We start from the raw sequence: 18,599 nt of genomic DNA, 5'->3' as shown, positions 1-18,599 counted from the left end.
GCGGATCGGGCGGATCCGGGCGGCGTCGGCCCCGCTCCGACGCGCGCGTAGCCTGGACGCATGAGCACCTCGCTGGGGATGCCGGCGATGCCGCGTCCCGCCGCCGCGCCGGGCCCCGCCCGGCCGGACGACCCGGCGCTCCTCGACCCCTTCGGCCGCCGCGCGACCGACCTCCGCATCTCGCTCACCGACCGCTGCAACCTGCGCTGCACCTACTGCATGCCGGCCGAGGGCCTGCCCTTCACGCCCGACCGTCAGGCGCTGCAGCTCGCCGAGATCGAGCGCCTGGTGCGCATCGGCACGCGTGACCTCGGGGTCCGGCAGGTGCGGTTCACGGGCGGCGAGCCGCTGCTGCGCCGCGACCTCATCGAGATCATCGCCGCCTGCGCCGCGATCCCCGACCGGCCCGAGATCTCGCTCACCACCAACGCGATCGGCCTCTCCTCGCGCGCGCAGGCCCTCAAGGACGCGGGGCTCGACCGGATCAACGTCTCGCTCGACTCCGTGCACGCCGAGACGTTCCGCCTCATCACGCGCCGTCCGTTCCTCGACCGCGTGCTCGACGGCATCGACGCCGCCGCGGCCGCGGGGCTCACCCCCATCAAGATCAACGCGGTGCTCGTGCGCGGCGTCAACGACGACCAGGCGGCCGACCTCCTCGAATGGGCCGTCGCGGGCGGCCACCAGCTGCGCTTCATCGAGCAGATGCCGCTCGACGCCGACCACGCGTGGGACCGGGCCGAGATGATCACGGCCTCTGAGATCCGCGCGCGCCTCTCCGAGCGCTTCACGCTCGTGCCCGACGAGGAGCCGCGCGACGGATCCCCCGCCGAGCTCTGGCGCGTGCACTCCCGGGAGGGCGGGGCCGGCACCGCGATGCTCGGCCGCGTCGGCGTCATCGCGAGCGTCACCGAGCCGTTCTGCGCCGACTGCCGCCGCACCCGCCTCACCGCGACGGGGGGCGTGCGCAGCTGCCTGTTCTCGCACGAGGAGACCGACCTGCTCACGCCTCTCCGCTCCGGGGCCTCCGACGCCGAGATCGCCGACCTCTGGCGCGGGGCCATGTGGGCGAAGCCGAAGGGCCACGGCATGGACGACGCCGACTTCATCCAGCCCGCCCGCTCGATGAGCGCGATCGGGGGCTGAGGTGATCGTCCCCGTGGAGCTGTTCGCCGCCGCCGCGGCCGCGCTCGGCCGCACGACCGACGAGCTCGACCTGCCGGATCCCGCGACGCTCGGCGACCTGATGGACGCGCTCGGATCCCGTGCCGCCGCCTCGGAGGATCCCGCCAACGCGGCCGCCGTCCTCGCCCGCTGCACCTACCTCGTCGAGGGCGTCGCGACCACCGACCGTGACGCGCCCCTCACCACCGGCAGCACCGTGGACGTGCTGCCGCCGTTCTCGGGCGGCTGATCCGCCCGCCCGCGCCGCTCAGGCGGAGCGACGCCCCGCGAGCAGCCCTTCGAGGACCGCGGCCCCGCGATCCGCGTCCGCCACGGTGACCAGGCGCGCGCGCCCGCCTCTCAGGCGGACGACGAGTCCGGGCCCGGACCGCGTGACGTAGGCGAGGCCGCGGCCGGAGAGGCGGAGGCCCCAGCCGCCCCACTGCCCCGGGGACACGTCCTCCCAGCCGGCCGACTCGATGCGGGCGAGCGGGACGCGCATGATCGGGATCCCCGTCCACGCCGACACGACGCGGAACCCACGGCGGTCGGCCGTGACCACGACGCGCGCGAGCGCCAGCATCGCGAGGCCGGCGACGAGCAGCGGGATCCCGGCGAGCGCGGCCGCGCCGGCGTCCCCCGCGGGCGCGCTGGCCGTGGCGACGACCCCGAGCACCGCGACCACCGCGCCGATGCCCGCGAACCAGGCGCTCCCCGCGCGTCCGCGCCAGGCGACCCGCGCCGTGGCGGACATCTCGAGCGGCGCCACGTCGTGCGCGGGGAGGGGCCCCGCGGTGCGCACCAGGACGGCCGCGGGGATCGCGGCCGCCAGCGCGCCCACGCCGAGCAGCAGGACGCTCCACCCGACGGGGAAGGTGCCGTCGCCGACGACGGCGGACGCGGCGATCGCGATCCATCCGGTCGCGAGGATGCCCGCCACGAGGTTCGCGACGAGCAGCACGGTGGCCGCCGTGCGCCGGTCGCGCGCCCGCAGGGCGGCCACGGCCAGCGCCACGGCGACGAGCGCGAGGCCCACCGCGACCGCGAGCATCACCCAGGGCGAGCCCCACCCGTCGGGCGTCCCGTCGGCGGCGAAGTGCACGGCGATCCGGCCGGGGAGCGTGGGCGCGAGCAGCACGGCCGCGACGCCGAGCGCCATCGCGATGACCGCCGCGGGGGCGACGACCGCGACGCGCGCGCCGGTCGGCAGGGACGAGGGTGCTGCGGTCGTCATCGTGCTCCCTTGATCATGGTGAACAGGTCGTCCATCGGCACGCCGAGGGTCTCCGCCTGCTCGCGCAGCTCCTCGACGAGCGTCCGCAGGCGGTCGAACGAGGCGTTGCCCGAGCGGATCACCGTCGCGCCTCGTCCGCGACGCAGCTCGATGAGCCCGTCGTCCTGCAGGGCGGCGTACGCCCGGAGGACCGTGTGCATGTTCACGTCGACGGAGGCCGCGAGGTCGCGCGCCGACGGCAGCCGCTCCCCGCTCGCGAGCTCGCCGCGGGCGATGGCGTGGCGGATCTGCGTGGCCACCTGCTCGGCGAGCGAGGCCCGCGCGGCCGGATCCACCGTGATGAGCATGTTCGCATTCTATGCGAACAATGCCCGTCGCGGGAAGCGGCCGCGGGCATCGCTACGAGCCCATCTGCCAGGGCACGATCACGTCGATGATCCACGTCACGCCGAAGCGGTCGGTGAGCTTGCCGTACAGAGGCGAGAAAGACGCCGGGCCGAAGGGCACGTGGATCGTGGCGCCCTGCGAGGCCGCGAGCGCGCGGCCGAATCGCTCGATCAGCGACGCGTCCTCGCTCCGGAGCGAGAGGTAGAACGGGTTCTCGCCGGGCGAGTACGGCAGGGCGTCCTGGATGTCGTACGCCATCACGTGGAAGCCCTCCGGCGAGCGCACCTCGCCCCACGCGATCTGCTCCTCCTGCCCCGGCGACTGGCCGGCCTCGATCTCGCCGTACGGCACGGTGACGAGGTCGCCGCCGAACACCGACTGGTAGAAGGCCAGCGCCTCCGCCGCCTGGCCGTGGAAGTTGACGTGCAGGGTGGTGGTGATGCTCATGGGTCCTCCTGGATGCGTGCTCGGGTTCGAGCGCCGGTCGACGGCGGATCCGCCGTCGAGGACAGCCCATCGCGCGTACAGGTCCGCTTGCGTCCTGTACGCGCGTCAAGATGGGGCCATGCCCACCGGATCCGCCGCCCTCACCTCCCGCCGGCTGCTCGCGCTCCTCTCGCTGCTGCAGTCGCCGCGCGAGTGGCCGGGACCGGTCCTCGCCGAGCGCCTGGGCACGACGCCGCGCACCATACGGCGCGACGTGGAGCGCCTCCGCGAGCTCGGCTACGCGATCGACACGACGCGCGGGCCCCTGGGCGGCTACCGGCTCGGGTCAGGATCCGACCTGCCGCCCCTCCTCCTCGACGACGAGCAGGCGCTCGCGGTCGCCCTCGCGCTGCGGACGACGGCGCTCACCGGCACGGCCGTGGAGGAGGCGGCGGCGCGCGCCCTGCGCACCGTCACGCGCCTGATGCCCGACCGCCTGGCGACGCGCGTCGCCCGCCTCGAGGTCGAGGCCGCGGCGGATCCGTCGCGCGGAGCGGCCGTCCGCGTCGACCCCGAGGCGCTGCTGCGGATCGGCGACGCGATCCAGCGGCGGGAGGAGATCCGCTTCGACCTCCACCCGGCGTCCGGCGCCGCGGAGACGACCGCGGAGCCGCGGCCGCCGCGGCGCATCGAGCCGCACCACCTCGTCCTGCGCGCGGGTCGCTGGTACGTGATCGGCTGGTCGACCGAGCGCGACGACTGGCGCGTGCACCGCGTCGACCGGATGGAGCTGAAGTCGCACGGCGGCCGGCGGTTCGACCGGCGCGCGCTGCCGGGCGGCGACGCGGCGGGCTTCATGACGGCGCGCTTCCGGGGATCGACGTCGGCGGACGGCCGCTGGCCCTGCGTCGGCACGGTCCTGCTCGACCTGCCCGCCGCGGCCGTCGCGCCGTACGCGGTCGACGGCGCGGTGGTCGAGGACCTCGGGGGCGGCCGGTGCCGCTACGAGGCCGGATCCTGGTCGTGGCACGCCCTCGCCGCCGAGCTCGGTCGCTCGGGCGCCGACTTCGAGGTCGTGGGCCCGCCGGAGCTGCGCGACGCGTGCGCGGAGCTCGCCGGCCGGTACGCAAGCGCCGCGGCCGCCCCGGCGAGCTGAGACGGGCGTCGGCGCCGCGCGCCACCGCCCGGCGTCACCGCCCGTCGTACGCCGCCTGCAGATCGGCCACGACCAGCCGGCCCATGCCCATCATCGCGGCCATCGCCCGCGCGGCGCCCTCGGGGTCGGGCCCGCCGATCGTGCTGCCCATCTCCTCGGGCACCACCTGCCACCAGAACCCCCAGCGGTCGCGCACCCAGCCGCACCGGCCCTCGGTCCCGCCGTCCGCGGCGAAGGCGTCCCAGTAGCGGTCGACCTCCTCCTGCCCGACGACCGAGATCGAGAGCGACACCGCCTCGGTCGCCTCCATGCCCGCGCCGCCGTTGAGCAGGCGGTACGGCTGGCCGTCGAGCTCGAGGTCGACCACGAGGGCCGTGCCGCGCAAGGCCGGGTCGGGGAAGTCGTCCGGGTAGCGGGACGTGTCCATGATCCGCGAGCCGGGGAACAGGTCGACGTAGAACCGGGCCGCCTCCTCGATCTCCTCGCCGAACCACAGGGTGGGGGTGATGCGCGGCATGGCTGCTCCTCGGGTCCGACGGCGGCCTCGTCGCGCGCCGTCGGGGCCACGCTAGCCACCGGCGGCCGCGCGGGCCAGGGCCGGAGCGCGCGGATCAGCGGGCGGGCGTCAGAGCGCCGGGTCCCCGGGCGGCTGCTCGTCGGCGTTCCGGATGACCGTGAGGAGCAGCGCGTTCAGCTGCGCGCTCTCGGCGTCGCTCATCCCGTAGCCGCTGAGGTCGTTCGTCCCCGTCGCGATCTCCTGCGAGGCCGCGAGCGCGCGCTCGCCCGCCTCGGTGATGCGGACGGGATTGCGGCGGCCCTTCGACCGGACGCCGACCCGCTGCACGAGCCCGCGGCGCTCCATGCCGTCGAGCACCTCGGACATGCTCTGCGGCCGCACGAAGACGGCCCGGGCGATGTCGGCCGACGTCATCTGCGTGCCGCCCGCCAGGCAGGAGAGCACGCCGAACTGCACGAGGCTGATGTCGTGCGCGGCCAGCTCCGCCGTGATCCGGGCCCCGATGATGCGCGCGACCTTCACCGCGTTCCACCCGAGCACCGCCTCGAGCGCCCCGTCGTCGTTCCTGACCATGTGCCGATCCTCGCGCATGATCGCGCCCACCTGCACCAACAGGGTCCTGCTGGTGCGTAACATGCAGGTACCTGCTTCTGCAGGATCTCGGAGCGCCCGCTCCGGATCGCATCGACCAGACAGGACACCGCACATGACCGCACCGACCACCGCGCAGCCCGCGCACTCCGCGCTGCCCGACGACCGCGGCCGCTGGGGCCGCGACGACGAGCTCGGCACCCTGAACCTCGTCGACGACCAGGCCCGCGCCCGCGCCGCCGCCGCGGTGCGGACCGGCCGCTGGGTCTCGCTCGCGCTGCCCGTCGAGCCCGCGTCGATGCTGGGCGGGCCCTTCGCTCCCCCGTCGCCGCCGTCGCCGCCCGTGCAGCAGGCGCTGCTGCACACCGGCACCCCGCCGATGGGCATGTCCGAGGTCCTCGTGGTGACGCCGCACCACCCGGCCATGACGCACATCGACGCCGTCGTGCACATGCCGGTCGACGGCGTCGCGTACCCGGGCCGGCCCCTCGCGGAGGCGGTGCCGGGCGGGCACGTGGAATCCGGATCCACGACGGCGTTCGCGGCGGGCGTCGTCACGCGCGGCGTGCTGCTCGACCTCGCGCCGGAGGGCAAGCTGCCGTCGGGCCACCCGATCACGGCGGCCGACCTCGACGCCGCGGAGGCGCGCGGCGGCGTGGCACTCGAGCCCGGCGACGCCCTGGTCGTCCGGAGCGGATGGGCGTTCGCCTGGGACGCCGCGGAGCCCGGACCCGGCATGACCGTCGACGCGGTGCGGTGGATGCACGCGCGCGGCGTCGCCCTCTACGCGGGCGACGTCAGCGACGGCTTCCCGCCGCGCGATCCCGACATCCCCATGCCGATGCACATGGTGGCGCTGGCCCGGCTCGGCATGCCGCTCATCGACAGCGCCGCCGTCGAGGAGCTCGCGGCCGTCTGCCGGGAGCTCGACCGCCGGTCGTTCCTGCTCAGCGTGGCGCCGCCGCGGATCCACGGCCTGACGGGCGTGCCCGTGAACCCGATCGCCGTCTTCTGACGAGGGCGCCTACGCCGACTCGCGCACCACCAGCTGGTGCCGCACCGTGCGGATCACCTCGGGACCGGAGCGCGGCAGGTCGCCCGCGATCATGGCGACCGCGAGGTCGAGCGCGTGGCGGGCGAGCTCGTCGAGGTCCACCGCGAGCGTCGTGAGGGTGGGCGCGAGCAGGCGGCCGAGCGAGAGGCCGTCGATGCCGACCACGCGGACCTCCCCCGGCACGTCGACGCCCGCGCGGCGGCAGGCGGAGAGCACGCCGAGCGCGCACACGTCGTTGAAGGCGACAATCGCGTCGGCCGTGCGCGGGCGGGCGACGACGCGCTCGGTCGCGACGGCGGCGGCCTCCGCGGTGGGCGCGGAGGCGCGGACGACGGACACCTCCATCGACCGGGCCTCGAACGCGCGCACGAGCAGCGCGGCGCGCGCGCTGGGACCCGCGACGACCGCGGCGTCGAGCACGACCGGGTGGCGCACGCCGACGGACTCCAGGTGGTCCGCGAGCGCCTCGATCGCCTCGGACGGATCCAGGAGGACGGCGGCGCGGATCGGGTCGGCGTGCGGATCCAGCTCGACGACCGGCACGGAGCCGAGCCGCGCGATCCACTCGGCCGCGCGGAACCCGAGGGTCCCGATCACCGCGTCGGTCTGCGCGCCGAGCGCCTCCACCATGCGGTCGGAGTCGGCGGCGAGGCCGACGTCGGCGAGCGACACGTTCCAGCCGCGGGCCGCCGCGACGCGCACGACCGCGGCCGCGAGCTCGGGCGACCACGGGTTCCTGAGGTCGTCGACGACGAGGCCGAGCTGGTGGTCCCCGCCCGTGACGAGCCCGCGCCCGAACCGCGACGGCCGGTACGCGAGCTGATCCGCGGCGTCGAGCACGCGGCGCTTCGTCTCCGCGCTGATGCCCGGCATGCCGTTCATCGCGCGCGTCACGGTCTGGCGGGAGACCCCCGCGGCGGCCGCGACGTCGTGGATGGTGGCGCGGCCGGCCGTGTCACGACCGGCCGCGCCCCTCCCCGCGTCGTCGGGGTCGCTCAGCCGCGCAGGTCCAGCCACGCCACCTGCTCCGGGGTGAGCTCGATCGACAGGCCGCGCATCGAGGAGCGGACCTCCGTGATGGTGCGGGGCCCGAACAGCGGGAACGTCGGGAACGGCTGCGCGAGCACGTAGGCCAGCGCGATCGCCGTGGCCTGCACGCCGTGCTCCGCTCCCAGCTGCTCGGCGCGACGGAGGCGCTCGAAGTTGTCGTCGCCGTAGTAGCAGCGCACGAGCTCCGGGTCGCTCAGGTCGTCGGGGCGGGCGCGGCCCGTGAAGAAGCCGCGGGCCTGCGACGACCACGGGAGCAACGGGATCTGCCGCTCCTCGAGCCACGCCTTGGACGCGGGATCCGTGACGTGCACGCAGCCCGCCCACGGCACGTCGTACGCCTCGGCCAGGCCGAAGTGGTCGCTCAGCGCCTGGAACCCCGCGCGGCCGTTCGCCTTCGCGTACGCCTGCGCCTCGTCGAAGCGCTCGGGCGTCCAGTTGGAGACGCCGTAGGAGCGGATCCGCCCGGCGCGCTGGTGCTCGTCCATCACGTCGACGAACTCCCCCACCGGCACCTCGAGGTTGTCGCGGTGCATGAGGTAGATGTCGGCGTAGTCGGTGCCCTGGCGCTCGAGGCTCTCGAGCAGCTGGCTCGTGAGCGACTCGGGGTCGCAGTGCGGGGTGTGGGCGCCCTTGGTGATGACGACCACGTCCTCGCGGATGCCGCGGTTCTGGATCCACTTCCCCAGGCGCCCCTCGAGCACGCCGCCGCCGTAGATGTAGCCGGTGTCGAAGGCGTTGCCGCCCTGCTCGACGAAGTGGTCGAAGATCGCGGATGCGTGCGCGAGGTCCGGCTGGTTGTCGACGCCCATGACGAGGCGCGACATGCGCTTGCCGACGCCGGGGATCTCGCCGTAGAGCATCGGGCTGTCGTCGCGGACGCGGAGGGGTCGGCCGGGGACCGTGGGGATGTCGGCGTCCTCGGACTCGAACGGGTAGCGCAGCTCGAGCGCGGCGCGCCAGCGGTCGAGCGTGCGGGCGGTGGCGAGCGTCTCGTCGAGCGTCATCTGCGCGGCCTCGCCGAGGCCGGCCGCGAGGGCGTCGGTCGTGGCGTCGGACTCGATGGCGTACGGCTTCGCGCCCGCGAACGTGAGCGTGCGCGGCTCCTCGCCGACGACGGAGACCTCGATGGTGGGCGCGTCGCCGAGGGTCCACGGGTCGCTGAGGTGGATCCGGCCCCTCGAGCCCAGGATCGTGAGCGCCTGCGGCTCGTCGAGCGCGACGCCCGTGCGGAGGGTCGCGGTGATCCCGCCGCGGTAGGCCACGCGCGCGACGGACCACTCGTCGACGCCCGTCGGCCCGACGGTGCCCTCGACCTCGAGGGTGAGCGGCTCGGCCACGGCGATCCCGGTCGCGGCCTGCACGACGGCGGCCGCGGCGGTGACGGTGTACCCGCCGACGTCGAGGATCCCGCCGCCCGCGGTCGCGGTGTCGTAGAGGCGGCCGGTGCGGGATCCGGTGCGGAACGAGAACGACGCGTCGACGTGGGCGACCTCGCCGATGACGCCCTCGCGCAGCAGCTCGAGGAGCGCCGCGGTCTGCGGGTGGAAGCGGTACATGTACGCCTCGACCAGCGGGAGGCCGGCCTCGCGGGCCGCGTCGACGACCGCCATCGCGGTGCCGTGGTTGACGGCGAGCGGCTTCTCGCAGAGGACGGCCTTGCCGGCCTCGAGGGCCCGGATCACGAGGTCGGCGTGGCCGGTGTGCACGGTGGAGATGTAGACGGCGTCGACGGCGGGATCCGCGAGGACGGCGTCGTAGTCGGCGCCCGTGACGTCGGCGAAGCCGTGGTCGGCGGCCGCGGCCGCGAAGGCACCGGCGCGCTCGGCGCTCGAGCTGCCGGCGGCGACGAGGCGGGCGTCCCGCTCGCTCGCGGGGAGCTGGGAGAGGAAGCGGCGGGCGATGGAGCCCGGGCCGAGGACCGCCCAGCCGGGTGCGGTCGGGGTGGTCGATGTGGGGTCGGTCATGGTGGTGCCCTTCGCGGCGTCGTCGGCGTGAACGTTCACGACGATGCTACGGGGCGGACGGCGGGATCGTCAAGGGATGGGGCGCGGGTGGCTCGTGAACGTTCACGAGCGGACGGCGTCGCGGACGCTCGCCGCGCCGAGGAACTGCCGCCCGGGACGGATCATCGGGATGCGCTGTCGCCCGACCCTCCGACGCGGTCCGCGCCCTCCGCCTCGATCTCCGCCACGAGCCGTCCGAGCAGCCGGGTCAGCTCGGTGCGCTCCCGCGGCGACCACTCCCCCACGAGCTCGCCGAGGAGCGCGCGGGCCGTCGCGGAGTTGCGGTCGAGCACCCTCGCGGCGTCGGGCGTCGCGCGCACGAGGACCGCGCGCCGGTCGCCGGGGTCGGGCTCGCGGATCACGAGGCCCCGCTCCTCGAGGCGCCGCACGTGCGCGGTCATCGTCGACTTGTCGACGCCCTGCCAGTCGGCGAGGACGCGCATGCGCACGGCGCCGTGCTCCACGAGATGGCCGAGGAGCCAGGTGTCGGTCGACGAGAACGCCTCGCCCTCGTCGGCGAGCATGCGCCGGCGGACGTCGGGCCGCGAGGCCCAGCGGGTGATCGCGAGGACCGCGCGCTCCATGGCCGCGCCGACCGCGACGCCGCCGGGGTCCTTCCCACCGCTCTTCCCTGGGAGCTCGCTCACCGTTCGATCCCCGTCCCCTCCGCGCTCGCCGACCGTTGGTATCCTCAAACCATATCGTCCGACCGGACGCCGCACGACCCGAGAGGAAGCACCCCATGTCCACCCCGAGCACCGACCCCCGCGCGCACGCCGTCCCGGCCACGCCCCGCGAGGTGATCGCGAGCTACACCGAGTACGCCGACGCGCAGGCCGCCGTCGACAAGCTGTCCGACCGCGAGTTCCCCGTCGCCTCGACGCAGATCGTCGGCCACGACGTGCGCACCGTCGAGACGGTCACGGGCCGGGTCACCAACGGCAGCGCCGCGGTGCGCGGGGCCGCGGGCGGCGCCTGGTTCGGCCTCATGCTGGGCGTGCTGTTCGGGATCTTCATCCCCGGCGTCGCGTTCCTCGGCGTGCTGCTCGTCGCCGTCGGCGTCGGCGCTCTCTGGGGCGCGCTGTTCGGCTTCGTCGGCCACTTCGCCACGCGCGGCAAACGCGACTTCGCCTCCGTCCAGACGCTGACCGCCGGCCGCTACGACGTGCTGGTCGACAGCGCGCGGGCCGCCGAGGCGTCGCGGATCCTGTTCGACACGTCGGGCGCGCCGCGCGCCTGACCCCGCCGCGAGGCGATCACAGGAGCGCGCGGGCACGAGATGCCCGCGCGCTCCTGCGCGTCCGGTGCCTCACGCCGGGAAGCGCACGCCGGTCAGCTCCTCCGAGATCGCCCAGACGCGCCGCGCGTCGGCCGGGTCCGCGACCCGGGAGAACGGCGCGATCTCCGCGGGCGCGCCGCCGAGGTGGCCGGGCCCGCGGGGTCCGAACATGCGGCCGCCGTCGCCGTCCGCCGTGGCCGCGCGGAGGGCCGGGAGGGCGGCGGTCTCGACGGTGCCGACGAGGATCCCGAGCCGCGACAGCAGCCGGATCGTGCGCACGTCGAGCCCGTCGCGGGACCGGCCCGTCGCCGCGCGCGCGGCGAGGAGGCTCGTCGGCGCGATCCCCGGGTGCGCGAGGTCGCTCGTGATCCCCCAGCCGCCCGCCGCGCTCCGCCGCTGGAGCTCGAGGCCGAACAGCCCCAGCGCGATCTTCGACGAGCTGTACGCGCGCATCGGCTGGTAGCTGCGCTCCCACTGGAGGTCGTCCCAGCGGACGGCGTTCTGGGCGGCGGAGATGCTCACCTGCGTGACGAGGCGCGCGGATCCCGCCCGCAGCAGCAGCAGCAGCCGGCCCACGAGCGCGAAGTGGCCGAGGTGGTTGGTGCCGAGCTGCAGCTCGAAGCCGTCCTCGGTCGTCCGTCGCTCGGGCGGCGTCATCACGCCGGCGTTCGCCACGAGCAGGTGCAGCGGCGCGCCCTCGTCGGCGAGCCGGTCGGCGAGCGCCGCCACCGAGTCGAGCGACGCGAGGTCGAGGTCGTGCAGGGCGATCCGCGCGGCCGGGTGCCGCTCGCGGATCCGGGCCACGGCAGCATCGCCCTTCCGGCGGTCGCGCACGGGCAGCAGCACCTCGGCGCCCGCGCCCGCGAGCCGGGTGGCGAGCGCGAGGCCGATGCCGTCGCTGCCTCCCGTGACGAGGGCGCGGCGGCCCGTGAGGTCGGGGACGGGGATGTCGATCGGACGACGGGGCATGGGGATCCTCCCGGGACGGCGACGCGGCGGTCCGCATCGGCTGCCCCGAGCCTGGGCGCGCGCCTAGACCGCATCCAGGGCGCGCCGAGACGTGGATCGGCGGGTCCTGGCTGAGCGCGCCGCCGCCCGGGAGGATGGACGGGACCGAGGAGGACGCATGCGCCAGATGGATCCCGCGGGGCTCGCCGAGTTCCTCCGCCGCCGCCGCGAGGCGCTCCAGCCCGAGGACGTCGGGCTCCCCCGGACCCCGCGACGCCGGACGAGCGGCCTGCGGCGCGAGGAGGTCGCGGCGCTCTCGAGCATGTCCGCCGACTACTACGCGCGGATCGAGCGCGGCAGCAGCCCGCAGCCGTCGGAGCAGATGCTCGCGTCGATCGCGCACGGCCTGCACCTCACTGTCGACGAGCGCGACCACCTCTTCCGGCTCGCGGGGCACCAGCCGCCGGCGCGCGGCGGATCCGGCGACCACGTCGGGCCGGGCCTGCAGCGGATCCTCGACCGGCTCGTCGACACGCCCGCCGAGGTCGTGAGCGAGCTCGGCGAGACGCTGATGCAGACGCCGATGGGCATCGCGCTGACGGGCGACACCGCGCACCACACGGGGCCGGAGCGGAGCATCGGGTACCGCTGGTTCGCGGATCCGGCCAGCCGCCGCCTGTACGCCGCGGAGGACCACGACGCTCTCGGCCGTCTCTGGGTCTCGGGCCTCCGCGAGGTCGCCACGCGCCGCGGACCCGGATCCCGCGCCGCCCGCTACGTCGAGCTGCTGCTGCCGCGGAGCGCCGAGTTCCGCGAGCTGTGGGGGCGGCACGAGGTGGGGCTGCGGCCCGGCGTCGTGAAGCGCTTCGAGCACCCGGAGCTCGGCCGGCTGGAGCTCGCCTGCCAGACGCTCACGGATCCGGACCAGTCGCACCACCTCCTCGTCTACACGGCCGCGCCCGGCTCCGAGAGCCACGAGAAGCTCCGGCTGCTCGGGGTGATCGGGGCGCAGACGATGGGGTGAGGTACCCCGATCGGGGGCGACACGAGCCGCGCGGGCGGTGGGAGGCTCAGGCCGTACCCGACCGGGCTGCCGGCCCACCCGAAGGAGACCCCGTGGATGACGACGTCCAGCTGATCAGCGACGGCGACGGCCTGGCCGTCATCGGCGAGCCGGCCGCGGTGGAGCGCTTCCTCGCGGCCAACGACCTGCCGAAGGGGCGGGACCTCGGGCTCGAGCGGTTGAAGCCGGTCGCGGGCATGGCGGCCGCGGCGATGCAGGCGGGATCTGTCGTCGCCGAGAACCACGGGCGGTGGGTGAAGCTGTCCGAGAAGTCCACCGAGCTGCTCAAGACCCACTCGGCGATGAAGGGGTCGCTCCCCGACCTCGAGCGCGGCGTGATCATGGACGGCAACAAGATCAAGGGCATCGTCGAGTTCGCGCGAGGCCCCGGGACGTACCTCACGAACCCCGCGGTCCTGTCGGGAGCCGCCGGGATCATGGCCCAGTACGCCATGCAGCAGGCCATGGACGAGATCAGCGACTACCTGGCTGTCATCGACGCCAAGGTCGACGACATCCTCCGCGGCCAGAAGGACGCTGTCCTCGCCGACATGATCGGCGTCGAGATGGTGATCGACGAGGCGCTGATGATCCGCGATCAGGTCGGTCGCGTCTCCGAGACGACGTGGTCGAAGGTGCAGGGCACGTCCATGACGCTCGGGCGCACGCAGGGCTACGCGCTCCGCCAGCTCGACGCCCTCGCGGAGAAGATGGAGAAGACGACCAAGGTCGACGACCTCGTGCGCGTGACGAAGGACGCGGAGTCCACCGTGCGCGAGTGGCTCGCCGTGCTCGCCCGCTGCTTCCAGCTCCAGGACGCCACCGGCGTGCTCGAGCTCGACCGCGTGCTCGACGCCGCGCCCGAGGAGCTGGACCAGCATCGCCTCGCGCTGCGCACCGTACGGCAGAACCGGCTCGCCGTGATCGGCCGGACGACCGACCGGCTCCTCGAGCGCATGGACATCGCCGCCGGCACCGCCAACGCGAAGGTGCTCCTCAACCCCTTCGACTCACGGGCCGTGGTGGGATCCAGCAACCGCGTCGCCACCGGCGTCGTGCAGTTCAACGGCCTGCTCGGCGTCGCCGATGAGCGCGCGTCGCTGGAGGCACGCCCCTGGCTGGCGGCGGTGGGCGACACCTGGGACTCGGCACGTGATCAGGGCGCCGAGGGCGTGGACGCGGCCCGCCGCCTCGGGGTGGCCGCGTTCGGACGCGGTCGCGCGGCGGCCGACGGCCTTCAGCTGAAGCTCGCGGCGGGCGCCCTCCGCCGGCGCAAGGGCGGTCAGGACCCGGACGCCACCGCCGACGACGAGGGCTGACCCGCGGCGGGCAGCACGACGCCGCCCCTCACGCCCGCCCCGCCACGCTCCGCCACGACTGGATCCCGCCGCGCAGGCTCACCGCGTCGCGGCCCGCCTCGCGGAGCGCCGCCGCGGCCGCCCGGGAGCGCACGCCCGAGGCGCAGTAGACGATGACGCGGTCGGTGATCGCGCCGGGCACCGCGCCCGGATCCACCGTGACGATGCGCACCGGCACCGCGACGTGGCCCGGGATCGAGTCGACCAGCCGCTCGTCGGGCTCGCGCACGTCGAGGAGCACGACCTGCTCGTCGGAGGCGAGGATCCGCTCCACCTCCTCCGCGTCGAGCTCGGTGCCGTCGGTGGCCGCGCCCACGCCGCAGAACAGGTCGTAGTCGGCGAGCGCCGTGACCCGCTGGCGGCCCTTCGCGCGCTTCACGCCGATGGTGCGGCTGGTGCCGGCGAGCGCGTCGAGCACGACGACCCGGCCGAGGAGCGGGGTCCCCGCCCCCGTGACGAGCTTGATGACCTCGGTCGCCATGAGCGAGCCGACCGTGCCGCAGACCGCGCCGAACACGCCGGCCTCCTCGCAGGAGAGCACGGCGCCGTCGGCGGGCGGCTCGGGGAACACGTCGCGGTAGTCGATGCCGCGGCCGTCGGGGGCCGCGTCCCAGAAGACGGTGACCTGCGCGTCGAACCGGTACACGGATCCCCACACGCACGGCACGCCCACGAGGGCCGCCGCGTCGCTGATGAGGTAGCGCGTGGCGAAGTTGTCGGTGGCGTCGACGACCACGTCGTATCCGCTGAGGATCCGGATGGCGTTGTCGTTCGTGAGGCGCTCGGCGTGCTCCACGACCTCGATGCCCGGGTCGGTGCGGCGCACCGAATCCGCCGCTGACGAGGTCTTCGGCCGCCCGACGTCGGGCGTGCCGTGGATGGTCTGGCGCTGGAGGTTCGAGAGGTCCACAGCATCGTCGTCTACGATTCCGAGGGTCCCGATCCCCGCCGCGGCCAGGTACTGCAGCACGGGGGAACCGAGGCCGCCCGCGCCGATCACGAGCACGCGCGCCTGGTCGATGCGGGACTGACCCCCCATCCCGATGCCGGGAAGGGCGAGGTGCCGGGAGTGGCGTTCGCGCCGCTCGTGCGCGTCCCGCCCGGAGCCATGACCACCCAGGCCCCGCCCCCCGGGGTGCGTGCCGTCCAGATCGACGAGCGGCAGAGACGACCCCATGACAGACCTCCGTACGGACGGCGGACGCGGACCCGCGTCGACCGGTCCCAGCGTACGACGGCCCGCCGACGGGACCCGCGGCGGTCGCCCCGCGGGCGGCCTCGGCCGCTTCCACCACCGCCGCTGGGGCGACGCCTGGCTCATCGGCCTCCTCGGCTTCCTGCTCGCGCTCCCCCTCGCCGGCGCGCCCTCGGTCTGGTACGACGAGGCGGCCACCGTGATCTCGGCCACGCGCGGCTGGGACGACCTCCTCCGCGAGCTCAGCACGGTCGACGCCGTGCACGGCCTCTACTACGCGGGCATGAAGGTGTGGTTCGAGCTCGTCGGCTACTCGCCCACGTCGCTGCGCTTCCCGAGCGCGGTGTTCATCGGCCTGGCCGCGGCCGGCGTTGTGCTGCTCACCCGCACGATCTCCACGCGCGCGACCGGCATCGTCGCGGGGCTGGTCTTCGTCGTGATCCCGCGCTCCGCGTGGATGGGCACGGAGGGCCGCTCGTTCGCGCTCGGCACGCTCATCGCGGTCGCGCTCACCGTCGCGTTCGTGCTCGCCGCCCGCCGCGCCGGATCCCGCTGGCAGGTGCAGGCGAGGTGGTGGGCGCTCTACGGGCTGCTCGCCTGGCTCGGCGCCTCCACCTTCGTGTACCTCGCGCTGCTGGTCGGCGCGCACGGCGTCGTGATCCTCTGGGCCATCGCCTCCGCGCGCGTCGGCCGCCGCAGCCGCCGGCCCATGGTCGTCTCGCTGCTCGGCTGGGCGTCGGCGTCCATCGTCGCGGGGCTCCTGTCGCTGCCGCTCGTGCGCGTGGTGACGGAGCAGTCGGGCCAGGTCGGCTGGATCAAGCCCATCGGCCCGAACACGATCACGCAGGTCGTCTCGACCCAGCTCTTCTACCAGAACGACGTCTTCGCGCTCCTCGCCTGGGCGCTCGCGCTCGTCGGCCTCGCGCTGCTGGTGCGCCGCGGGATCCGCCTGGTGCGCGCCCGCCGCGCCTCGCGCCTCGAGCCGGAGGGGGCCCTCGCCGAGTTCGAGTCGGCGTACCTGCACGCCGGGTGGTCGCCGACGATCCTGCAGCTCGCGGTCGTCTGGTTCGTCGTGCCGACGCTGCTGCTCATCGGCGCGTCCACCCTCATGTCGCCGCTGTACTCGCCGCGCTACATGGCGTACACGGCGCCCGCGTTCGCGATGCTCATGGCGGTCGGGATCCTCGCGCTCCGCTGGAAGCCGCTCGTCGCCGCCGTGACCGCCGCACTGGTAGCACTGTCGCTCATGCAGCTCGTGCACGACCGCACCACCACCGTGAAGGCCGACTCCGACTGGGCCGCCATCGCGCGCATCGTCTCGGAGGAGCGCGCGCAGGAGGCGCCCGGCACGACCGAGGCCGTGATCTTCGGGCCGGTCCGCCGCCACCCGAAGGCGACCTCGCGCATCGTCGCGTACTCGTACCCGGACGCGTTCCGCGGCATGGACGACATCCTGCTGCGCACGCCGCCCGGCGACACCGACGGCCTCTGGGAGGAGACGTACCCGCTCGCCGACCGCGTCGACGAGGTCGAGGGCTCCGACGTCGTGTGGCTCGTCACGAGCGACAAGCAGGACATCCGGCCCGAGGTCGCCGAGGCCCTCACCCCGCGCGGCTTCGCCAAGACCGACGACTGGCACGTGATGAACGCGAACGTCGAGCGCTACGAGCGGATCGCGGCGGGCTGATCCCGCGGCGGCTCACGCGACGGGGTGCCACTCCCGGATCGCGGTGACGACGCGGTCGAGGTGCGACTCGAGCAGGAAGTGCCCGCCGTCGACGAGCTCGACGCGCGCATCGGGTGCGTCCCGCCGGAAGGCCTCGGCGCCGGCTGCGGCGAAGATCTCATCGTTCCCGCCCCAGATCGCGAGCACCGGCACGCGGGACTCGCGGAGCCACGCGTGCACCGCCGGGTACAGCTCGCGGTTGGTGGCGTAGTCGCGGAAGAGCGCGAGCTGCACGTCGTCCTGGCCCGGGCGGGCGAGGAGCGCCAGGTCGTGCTCCCAGGCGTCGGGGTCGACGGCCGTCGGATCCGGCACGCCGTGCGTGTACTGCCACTCGACGGCCGCGCGACCGAGGGCGGGGCGGAGGGCATCGCGCGTCGCGTCGGTGCGCTCGGCGGCGTCGGCCCAGATCGGATCCCAGAACGACGGCACGAAGCCCTCCTCGTAGGCGTTGCCGTTCTGCGACACGACGCCCGTGACGGCGGACGGGTCGGCGAGCGCCAGGCGCCAGCCGACGGGGGCGCCGTAGTCCTGCACGTAGATCGCGTAGCGGGAGACCCCGATGGTCGCGAGGAAGCGGCCGGTCACCTCGGCGAGGGCGGCGAAGGTGTAGGCGAACTCGTCGACGGACGGCGCGGACGAGCGCCCGAACCCGACGAGGTCCGGCGCGATGACGCGGAAGCGGTCGGCGAGCGCGGGGATCAGGTGCCGGAACATGTGCGAGCTCGACGGGTACCCGTGGAGCAGCAGGAGCACGGGCGCGTCCGCGGGTCCGGCCTCGCGCCAGAAGACGTCGAGGCCGTCGAGGGAGACGGTGCGGTGGTGGACGGTGAACATGGCTAACCCCTTTGAGTTGTTTTGGTGGTTAGCGAGACGGTAGCATGGATCCATCGCGCCACCCGGGCGCGGAGGATCGAGGAGCCGTGGACCGCGACGAGGAGCTGCTGCTGGCCGTGCTGAACAGCGCGCCGGTGGTCGACGGCCACCGCGACGACCGGCTCGCCGGCGCATCCGGCCGCGAGCTCGCCCGCAGCTGGGGCGGCACCGGCACCGCGGCCGAGCTCGACCGGCTCCGCCGCACCCGCGACGCGATCCAGGCCGTCGTCCGGGGCGACGCCGCCGCACCCGCCGCCGTCGCGGATCTCGCGTCCGTGGTCGAGGGCGCCGTGCGCACGCCGCGCGTCACCGCCGACGGCGTGGTCTGGGAGCTCCGCGTGCCGCGCGACGACCGCCTCCCGGTGGACGCCGTGCTCGCCTGGTCGACCGTCACCGCGCGGCTGCCCGGCCGCCTCCGCCCGTGCGCCAACGACGAGTGCGAGCTGTTCCTCCTCGACCGCAGCCGCCCGGGCACCGCCCGCTGGTGCTCGATGGCGACGTGCGGCAACCGGATGAAGGCCCGCGCCCACGCGCAGCGGGTGCGCGACTGACCGACTGCGGAGCGCGGACGATGG

20 protein-coding genes are annotated in these 18,599 nt (G+C 74.9%); 9 read left to right on the top strand and 11 right to left on the bottom strand.

The window, feature by feature from the left end:
• Positions 1–60 precede the first annotated feature (60 nt).
• Together moaA and FGI33_RS01525 are read left to right on the top strand one after the other, a co-directional pair.
• A complete protein-coding gene (moaA, locus tag FGI33_RS01530) occupies positions 61–1,146 on the top strand; it encodes a GTP 3',8-cyclase MoaA (protein ID WP_391510301.1) in 1,086 nt (361 codons plus the stop codon).
• 1 nt (position 1,147) lies between these two features.
• A complete protein-coding gene (locus tag FGI33_RS01525) occupies positions 1,148–1,414 on the top strand; it encodes a MoaD/ThiS family protein (protein WP_119435543.1) in 267 nt (88 codons plus the stop codon).
• A gap of 18 nt (positions 1,415–1,432) precedes the next feature.
• On the opposite strand, the gene FGI33_RS01520 is transcribed toward FGI33_RS01525, so the two are convergent.
• The 3 genes from FGI33_RS01520 to FGI33_RS01510 are packed head-to-tail and all read right to left on the bottom strand — an operon-like array spanning position 1,433 to position 3,232.
• The gene (locus tag FGI33_RS01520; RefSeq protein ID WP_237582150.1) at positions 1,433–2,398 is read right to left on the bottom strand and encodes a DUF1648 domain-containing protein; all 966 of its coding nucleotides are present in this window, start codon (positions 2,396–2,398) and stop codon (positions 1,433–1,435) included.
• On the bottom strand, positions 2,395–2,745 hold the full coding sequence (locus tag FGI33_RS01515; RefSeq protein WP_119403128.1) for a GntR family transcriptional regulator: 351 nt from the start codon (positions 2,743–2,745) through the stop codon (positions 2,395–2,397). The genes FGI33_RS01520 and FGI33_RS01515 overlap by 4 nt, the downstream gene beginning before the upstream one ends.
• Positions 2,746–2,797: 52 nt before the next feature.
• On the bottom strand, positions 2,798–3,232 hold the full coding sequence (locus tag FGI33_RS01510; protein WP_119435620.1) for a VOC family protein: 435 nt from the start codon (positions 3,230–3,232) through the stop codon (positions 2,798–2,800).
• Between the two features lie 118 nt (positions 3,233–3,350).
• Here FGI33_RS01510 and FGI33_RS01505 point away from each other — a divergent pair, with 118 nt between their 5' ends.
• Positions 3,351–4,367, top strand: coding sequence for a helix-turn-helix transcriptional regulator (locus FGI33_RS01505; RefSeq protein ID WP_237582149.1), 1,017 nt, complete (start codon positions 3,351–3,353; stop codon positions 4,365–4,367).
• A 34-nt stretch (positions 4,368–4,401) separates the two neighbouring features.
• On the opposite strand, the gene FGI33_RS01500 is transcribed toward FGI33_RS01505, so the two are convergent.
• Both FGI33_RS01500 and FGI33_RS01495 read right to left on the bottom strand, forming a co-directional pair.
• Positions 4,402–4,884 carry a VOC family protein gene (locus FGI33_RS01500; RefSeq protein ID WP_204585753.1) on the bottom strand — a complete coding sequence of 161 codons (483 nt, stop codon included), beginning with the start codon at positions 4,882–4,884 and terminating at the stop codon, positions 4,402–4,404.
• 108 nt (positions 4,885–4,992) lie between these two features.
• Positions 4,993–5,457 carry a MarR family winged helix-turn-helix transcriptional regulator gene (locus FGI33_RS01495; protein WP_182478482.1) on the bottom strand — a complete coding sequence of 155 codons (465 nt, stop codon included), beginning with the start codon at positions 5,455–5,457 and terminating at the stop codon, positions 4,993–4,995.
• A 133-nt stretch (positions 5,458–5,590) separates the two neighbouring features.
• On the opposite strand from FGI33_RS01495, the gene FGI33_RS01490 reads away from it, so the two are divergent.
• Positions 5,591–6,490 carry a cyclase family protein gene (locus FGI33_RS01490; RefSeq protein WP_204585752.1) on the top strand — a complete coding sequence of 300 codons (900 nt, stop codon included), beginning with the start codon at positions 5,591–5,593 and terminating at the stop codon, positions 6,488–6,490.
• A gap of 9 nt (positions 6,491–6,499) precedes the next feature.
• On the opposite strand, the gene FGI33_RS01485 is transcribed toward FGI33_RS01490, so the two are convergent.
• The 3 genes from FGI33_RS01485 to FGI33_RS01475 all read right to left on the bottom strand — a co-directional run bounded on the left by FGI33_RS01485 (position 6,500) and on the right by FGI33_RS01475 (position 10,229).
• Entirely contained in the window at positions 6,500–7,546 is a 1,047-nt protein-coding gene (locus FGI33_RS01485; RefSeq protein WP_237582148.1) for a LacI family DNA-binding transcriptional regulator, read from the bottom strand.
• Positions 7,525–9,543: an aldo/keto reductase gene (locus FGI33_RS01480; RefSeq protein ID WP_119434795.1), complete on the bottom strand. Its 2,019-nt coding sequence runs from the start codon at positions 9,541–9,543 to the stop codon at positions 7,525–7,527. Before FGI33_RS01480 ends, FGI33_RS01485 begins: the two co-directional genes overlap by 22 nt.
• A 161-nt stretch (positions 9,544–9,704) precedes the next feature.
• Entirely contained in the window at positions 9,705–10,229 is a 525-nt protein-coding gene (locus tag FGI33_RS01475) for a MarR family winged helix-turn-helix transcriptional regulator (RefSeq protein ID WP_119434794.1), read from the bottom strand.
• Positions 10,230–10,324: 95 nt separating this feature from the next.
• Here FGI33_RS01475 and FGI33_RS01470 point away from each other — a divergent pair, with 95 nt between their 5' ends.
• Complete coding sequence (locus FGI33_RS01470) at positions 10,325–10,822, top strand: YflT domain-containing protein (protein ID WP_119434793.1); 498 nt, start codon at positions 10,325–10,327, stop codon at positions 10,820–10,822.
• A gap of 69 nt (positions 10,823–10,891) precedes the next feature.
• On the opposite strand, the gene FGI33_RS01465 is transcribed toward FGI33_RS01470, so the two are convergent.
• Positions 10,892–11,830: an SDR family oxidoreductase gene (locus FGI33_RS01465; RefSeq protein WP_237582147.1), complete on the bottom strand. Its 939-nt coding sequence runs from the start codon at positions 11,828–11,830 to the stop codon at positions 10,892–10,894.
• 157 nt (positions 11,831–11,987) lie between these two features.
• On the opposite strand from FGI33_RS01465, the gene FGI33_RS01460 reads away from it, so the two are divergent.
• Together FGI33_RS01460 and FGI33_RS01455 are read left to right on the top strand one after the other, a co-directional pair.
• The gene (locus FGI33_RS01460; protein ID WP_119435451.1) at positions 11,988–12,833 is read left to right on the top strand and encodes a helix-turn-helix transcriptional regulator; all 846 of its coding nucleotides are present in this window, start codon (positions 11,988–11,990) and stop codon (positions 12,831–12,833) included.
• Positions 12,834–12,925: 92 nt separating this feature from the next.
• A complete protein-coding gene (locus FGI33_RS01455) occupies positions 12,926–14,191 on the top strand; it encodes a hypothetical protein (protein WP_119435450.1) in 1,266 nt (421 codons plus the stop codon).
• Between the two features lie 28 nt (positions 14,192–14,219).
• On the opposite strand, the gene FGI33_RS01450 is transcribed toward FGI33_RS01455, so the two are convergent.
• Positions 14,220–15,407 carry a ThiF family adenylyltransferase gene (locus tag FGI33_RS01450; protein ID WP_474198163.1) on the bottom strand — a complete coding sequence of 396 codons (1,188 nt, stop codon included), beginning with the start codon at positions 15,405–15,407 and terminating at the stop codon, positions 14,220–14,222.
• Here FGI33_RS01450 and FGI33_RS01445 point away from each other — a divergent pair.
• Positions 15,406–17,112: a glycosyltransferase family 39 protein gene (locus tag FGI33_RS01445; RefSeq protein ID WP_119434199.1), complete on the top strand. Its 1,707-nt coding sequence runs from the start codon at positions 15,406–15,408 to the stop codon at positions 17,110–17,112. The genes FGI33_RS01450 and FGI33_RS01445 overlap by 2 nt on opposite strands.
• 12 nt (positions 17,113–17,124) lie before the next feature.
• Here FGI33_RS01445 and FGI33_RS01440 read toward each other — a convergent pair whose 3' ends face one another.
• Positions 17,125–17,985 carry an alpha/beta fold hydrolase gene (locus tag FGI33_RS01440; protein ID WP_119434200.1) on the bottom strand — a complete coding sequence of 287 codons (861 nt, stop codon included), beginning with the start codon at positions 17,983–17,985 and terminating at the stop codon, positions 17,125–17,127.
• A gap of 86 nt (positions 17,986–18,071) precedes the next feature.
• Here FGI33_RS01440 and FGI33_RS01435 point away from each other — a divergent pair, with 86 nt between their 5' ends.
• Positions 18,072–18,575: a CGNR zinc finger domain-containing protein gene (locus FGI33_RS01435; protein WP_182623277.1), complete on the top strand. Its 504-nt coding sequence runs from the start codon at positions 18,072–18,074 to the stop codon at positions 18,573–18,575.
• The last annotated feature ends 24 nt before the right edge of the window (positions 18,576–18,599 follow it).

The sequence above is a fragment of the Clavibacter phaseoli genome, from assembly GCF_021922925.1.
Taxonomy (GTDB): Bacteria; Actinomycetota; Actinomycetes; order Actinomycetales; family Microbacteriaceae; genus Clavibacter; species Clavibacter phaseoli.
Note: the sequence above shows the minus strand (reverse complement) of the source record. Positions and strands in the feature narration are given on the sequence as shown.

Coding starts and splice junctions, on each gene's coding strand:
- FGI33_RS01510 (WP_119435620.1), bottom strand. CDS start 3,232: ATGAGCATCACCACCACCCTGCACGTCAACTTCCACGGCCAGGCGGCG.
- FGI33_RS01500 (WP_204585753.1), bottom strand. CDS start 4,884: ATGCCGCGCATCACCCCCACCCTGTGGTTCGGCGAGGAGATCGAGGAG.
- FGI33_RS01490 (WP_204585752.1), top strand. CDS start 5,591: ATGACCGCACCGACCACCGCGCAGCCCGCGCACTCCGCGCTGCCCGAC.
- FGI33_RS01450 (WP_474198163.1), bottom strand. CDS start 15,407: ATGGGGTCGTCTCTGCCGCTCGTCGATCTGGACGGCACGCACCCCGGG.
- FGI33_RS01520 (WP_237582150.1), bottom strand. CDS start 2,398: ATGACGACCGCAGCACCCTCGTCCCTGCCGACCGGCGCGCGCGTCGCG.
- FGI33_RS01465 (WP_237582147.1), bottom strand. CDS start 11,830: ATGCCCCGTCGTCCGATCGACATCCCCGTCCCCGACCTCACGGGCCGC.
- FGI33_RS01470 (WP_119434793.1), top strand. CDS start 10,325: ATGTCCACCCCGAGCACCGACCCCCGCGCGCACGCCGTCCCGGCCACG.
- moaA (WP_391510301.1), top strand. CDS start 61: ATGAGCACCTCGCTGGGGATGCCGGCGATGCCGCGTCCCGCCGCCGCG.
- FGI33_RS01505 (WP_237582149.1), top strand. CDS start 3,351: ATGCCCACCGGATCCGCCGCCCTCACCTCCCGCCGGCTGCTCGCGCTC.
- FGI33_RS01495 (WP_182478482.1), bottom strand. CDS start 5,457: ATGGTCAGGAACGACGACGGGGCGCTCGAGGCGGTGCTCGGGTGGAAC.
- FGI33_RS01440 (WP_119434200.1), bottom strand. CDS start 17,985: ATGTTCACCGTCCACCACCGCACCGTCTCCCTCGACGGCCTCGACGTC.
- FGI33_RS01445 (WP_119434199.1), top strand. CDS start 15,406: ATGACAGACCTCCGTACGGACGGCGGACGCGGACCCGCGTCGACCGGT.
- FGI33_RS01480 (WP_119434795.1), bottom strand. CDS start 9,543: ATGACCGACCCCACATCGACCACCCCGACCGCACCCGGCTGGGCGGTC.
- FGI33_RS01515 (WP_119403128.1), bottom strand. CDS start 2,745: ATGCTCATCACGGTGGATCCGGCCGCGCGGGCCTCGCTCGCCGAGCAG.
- FGI33_RS01460 (WP_119435451.1), top strand. CDS start 11,988: ATGCGCCAGATGGATCCCGCGGGGCTCGCCGAGTTCCTCCGCCGCCGC.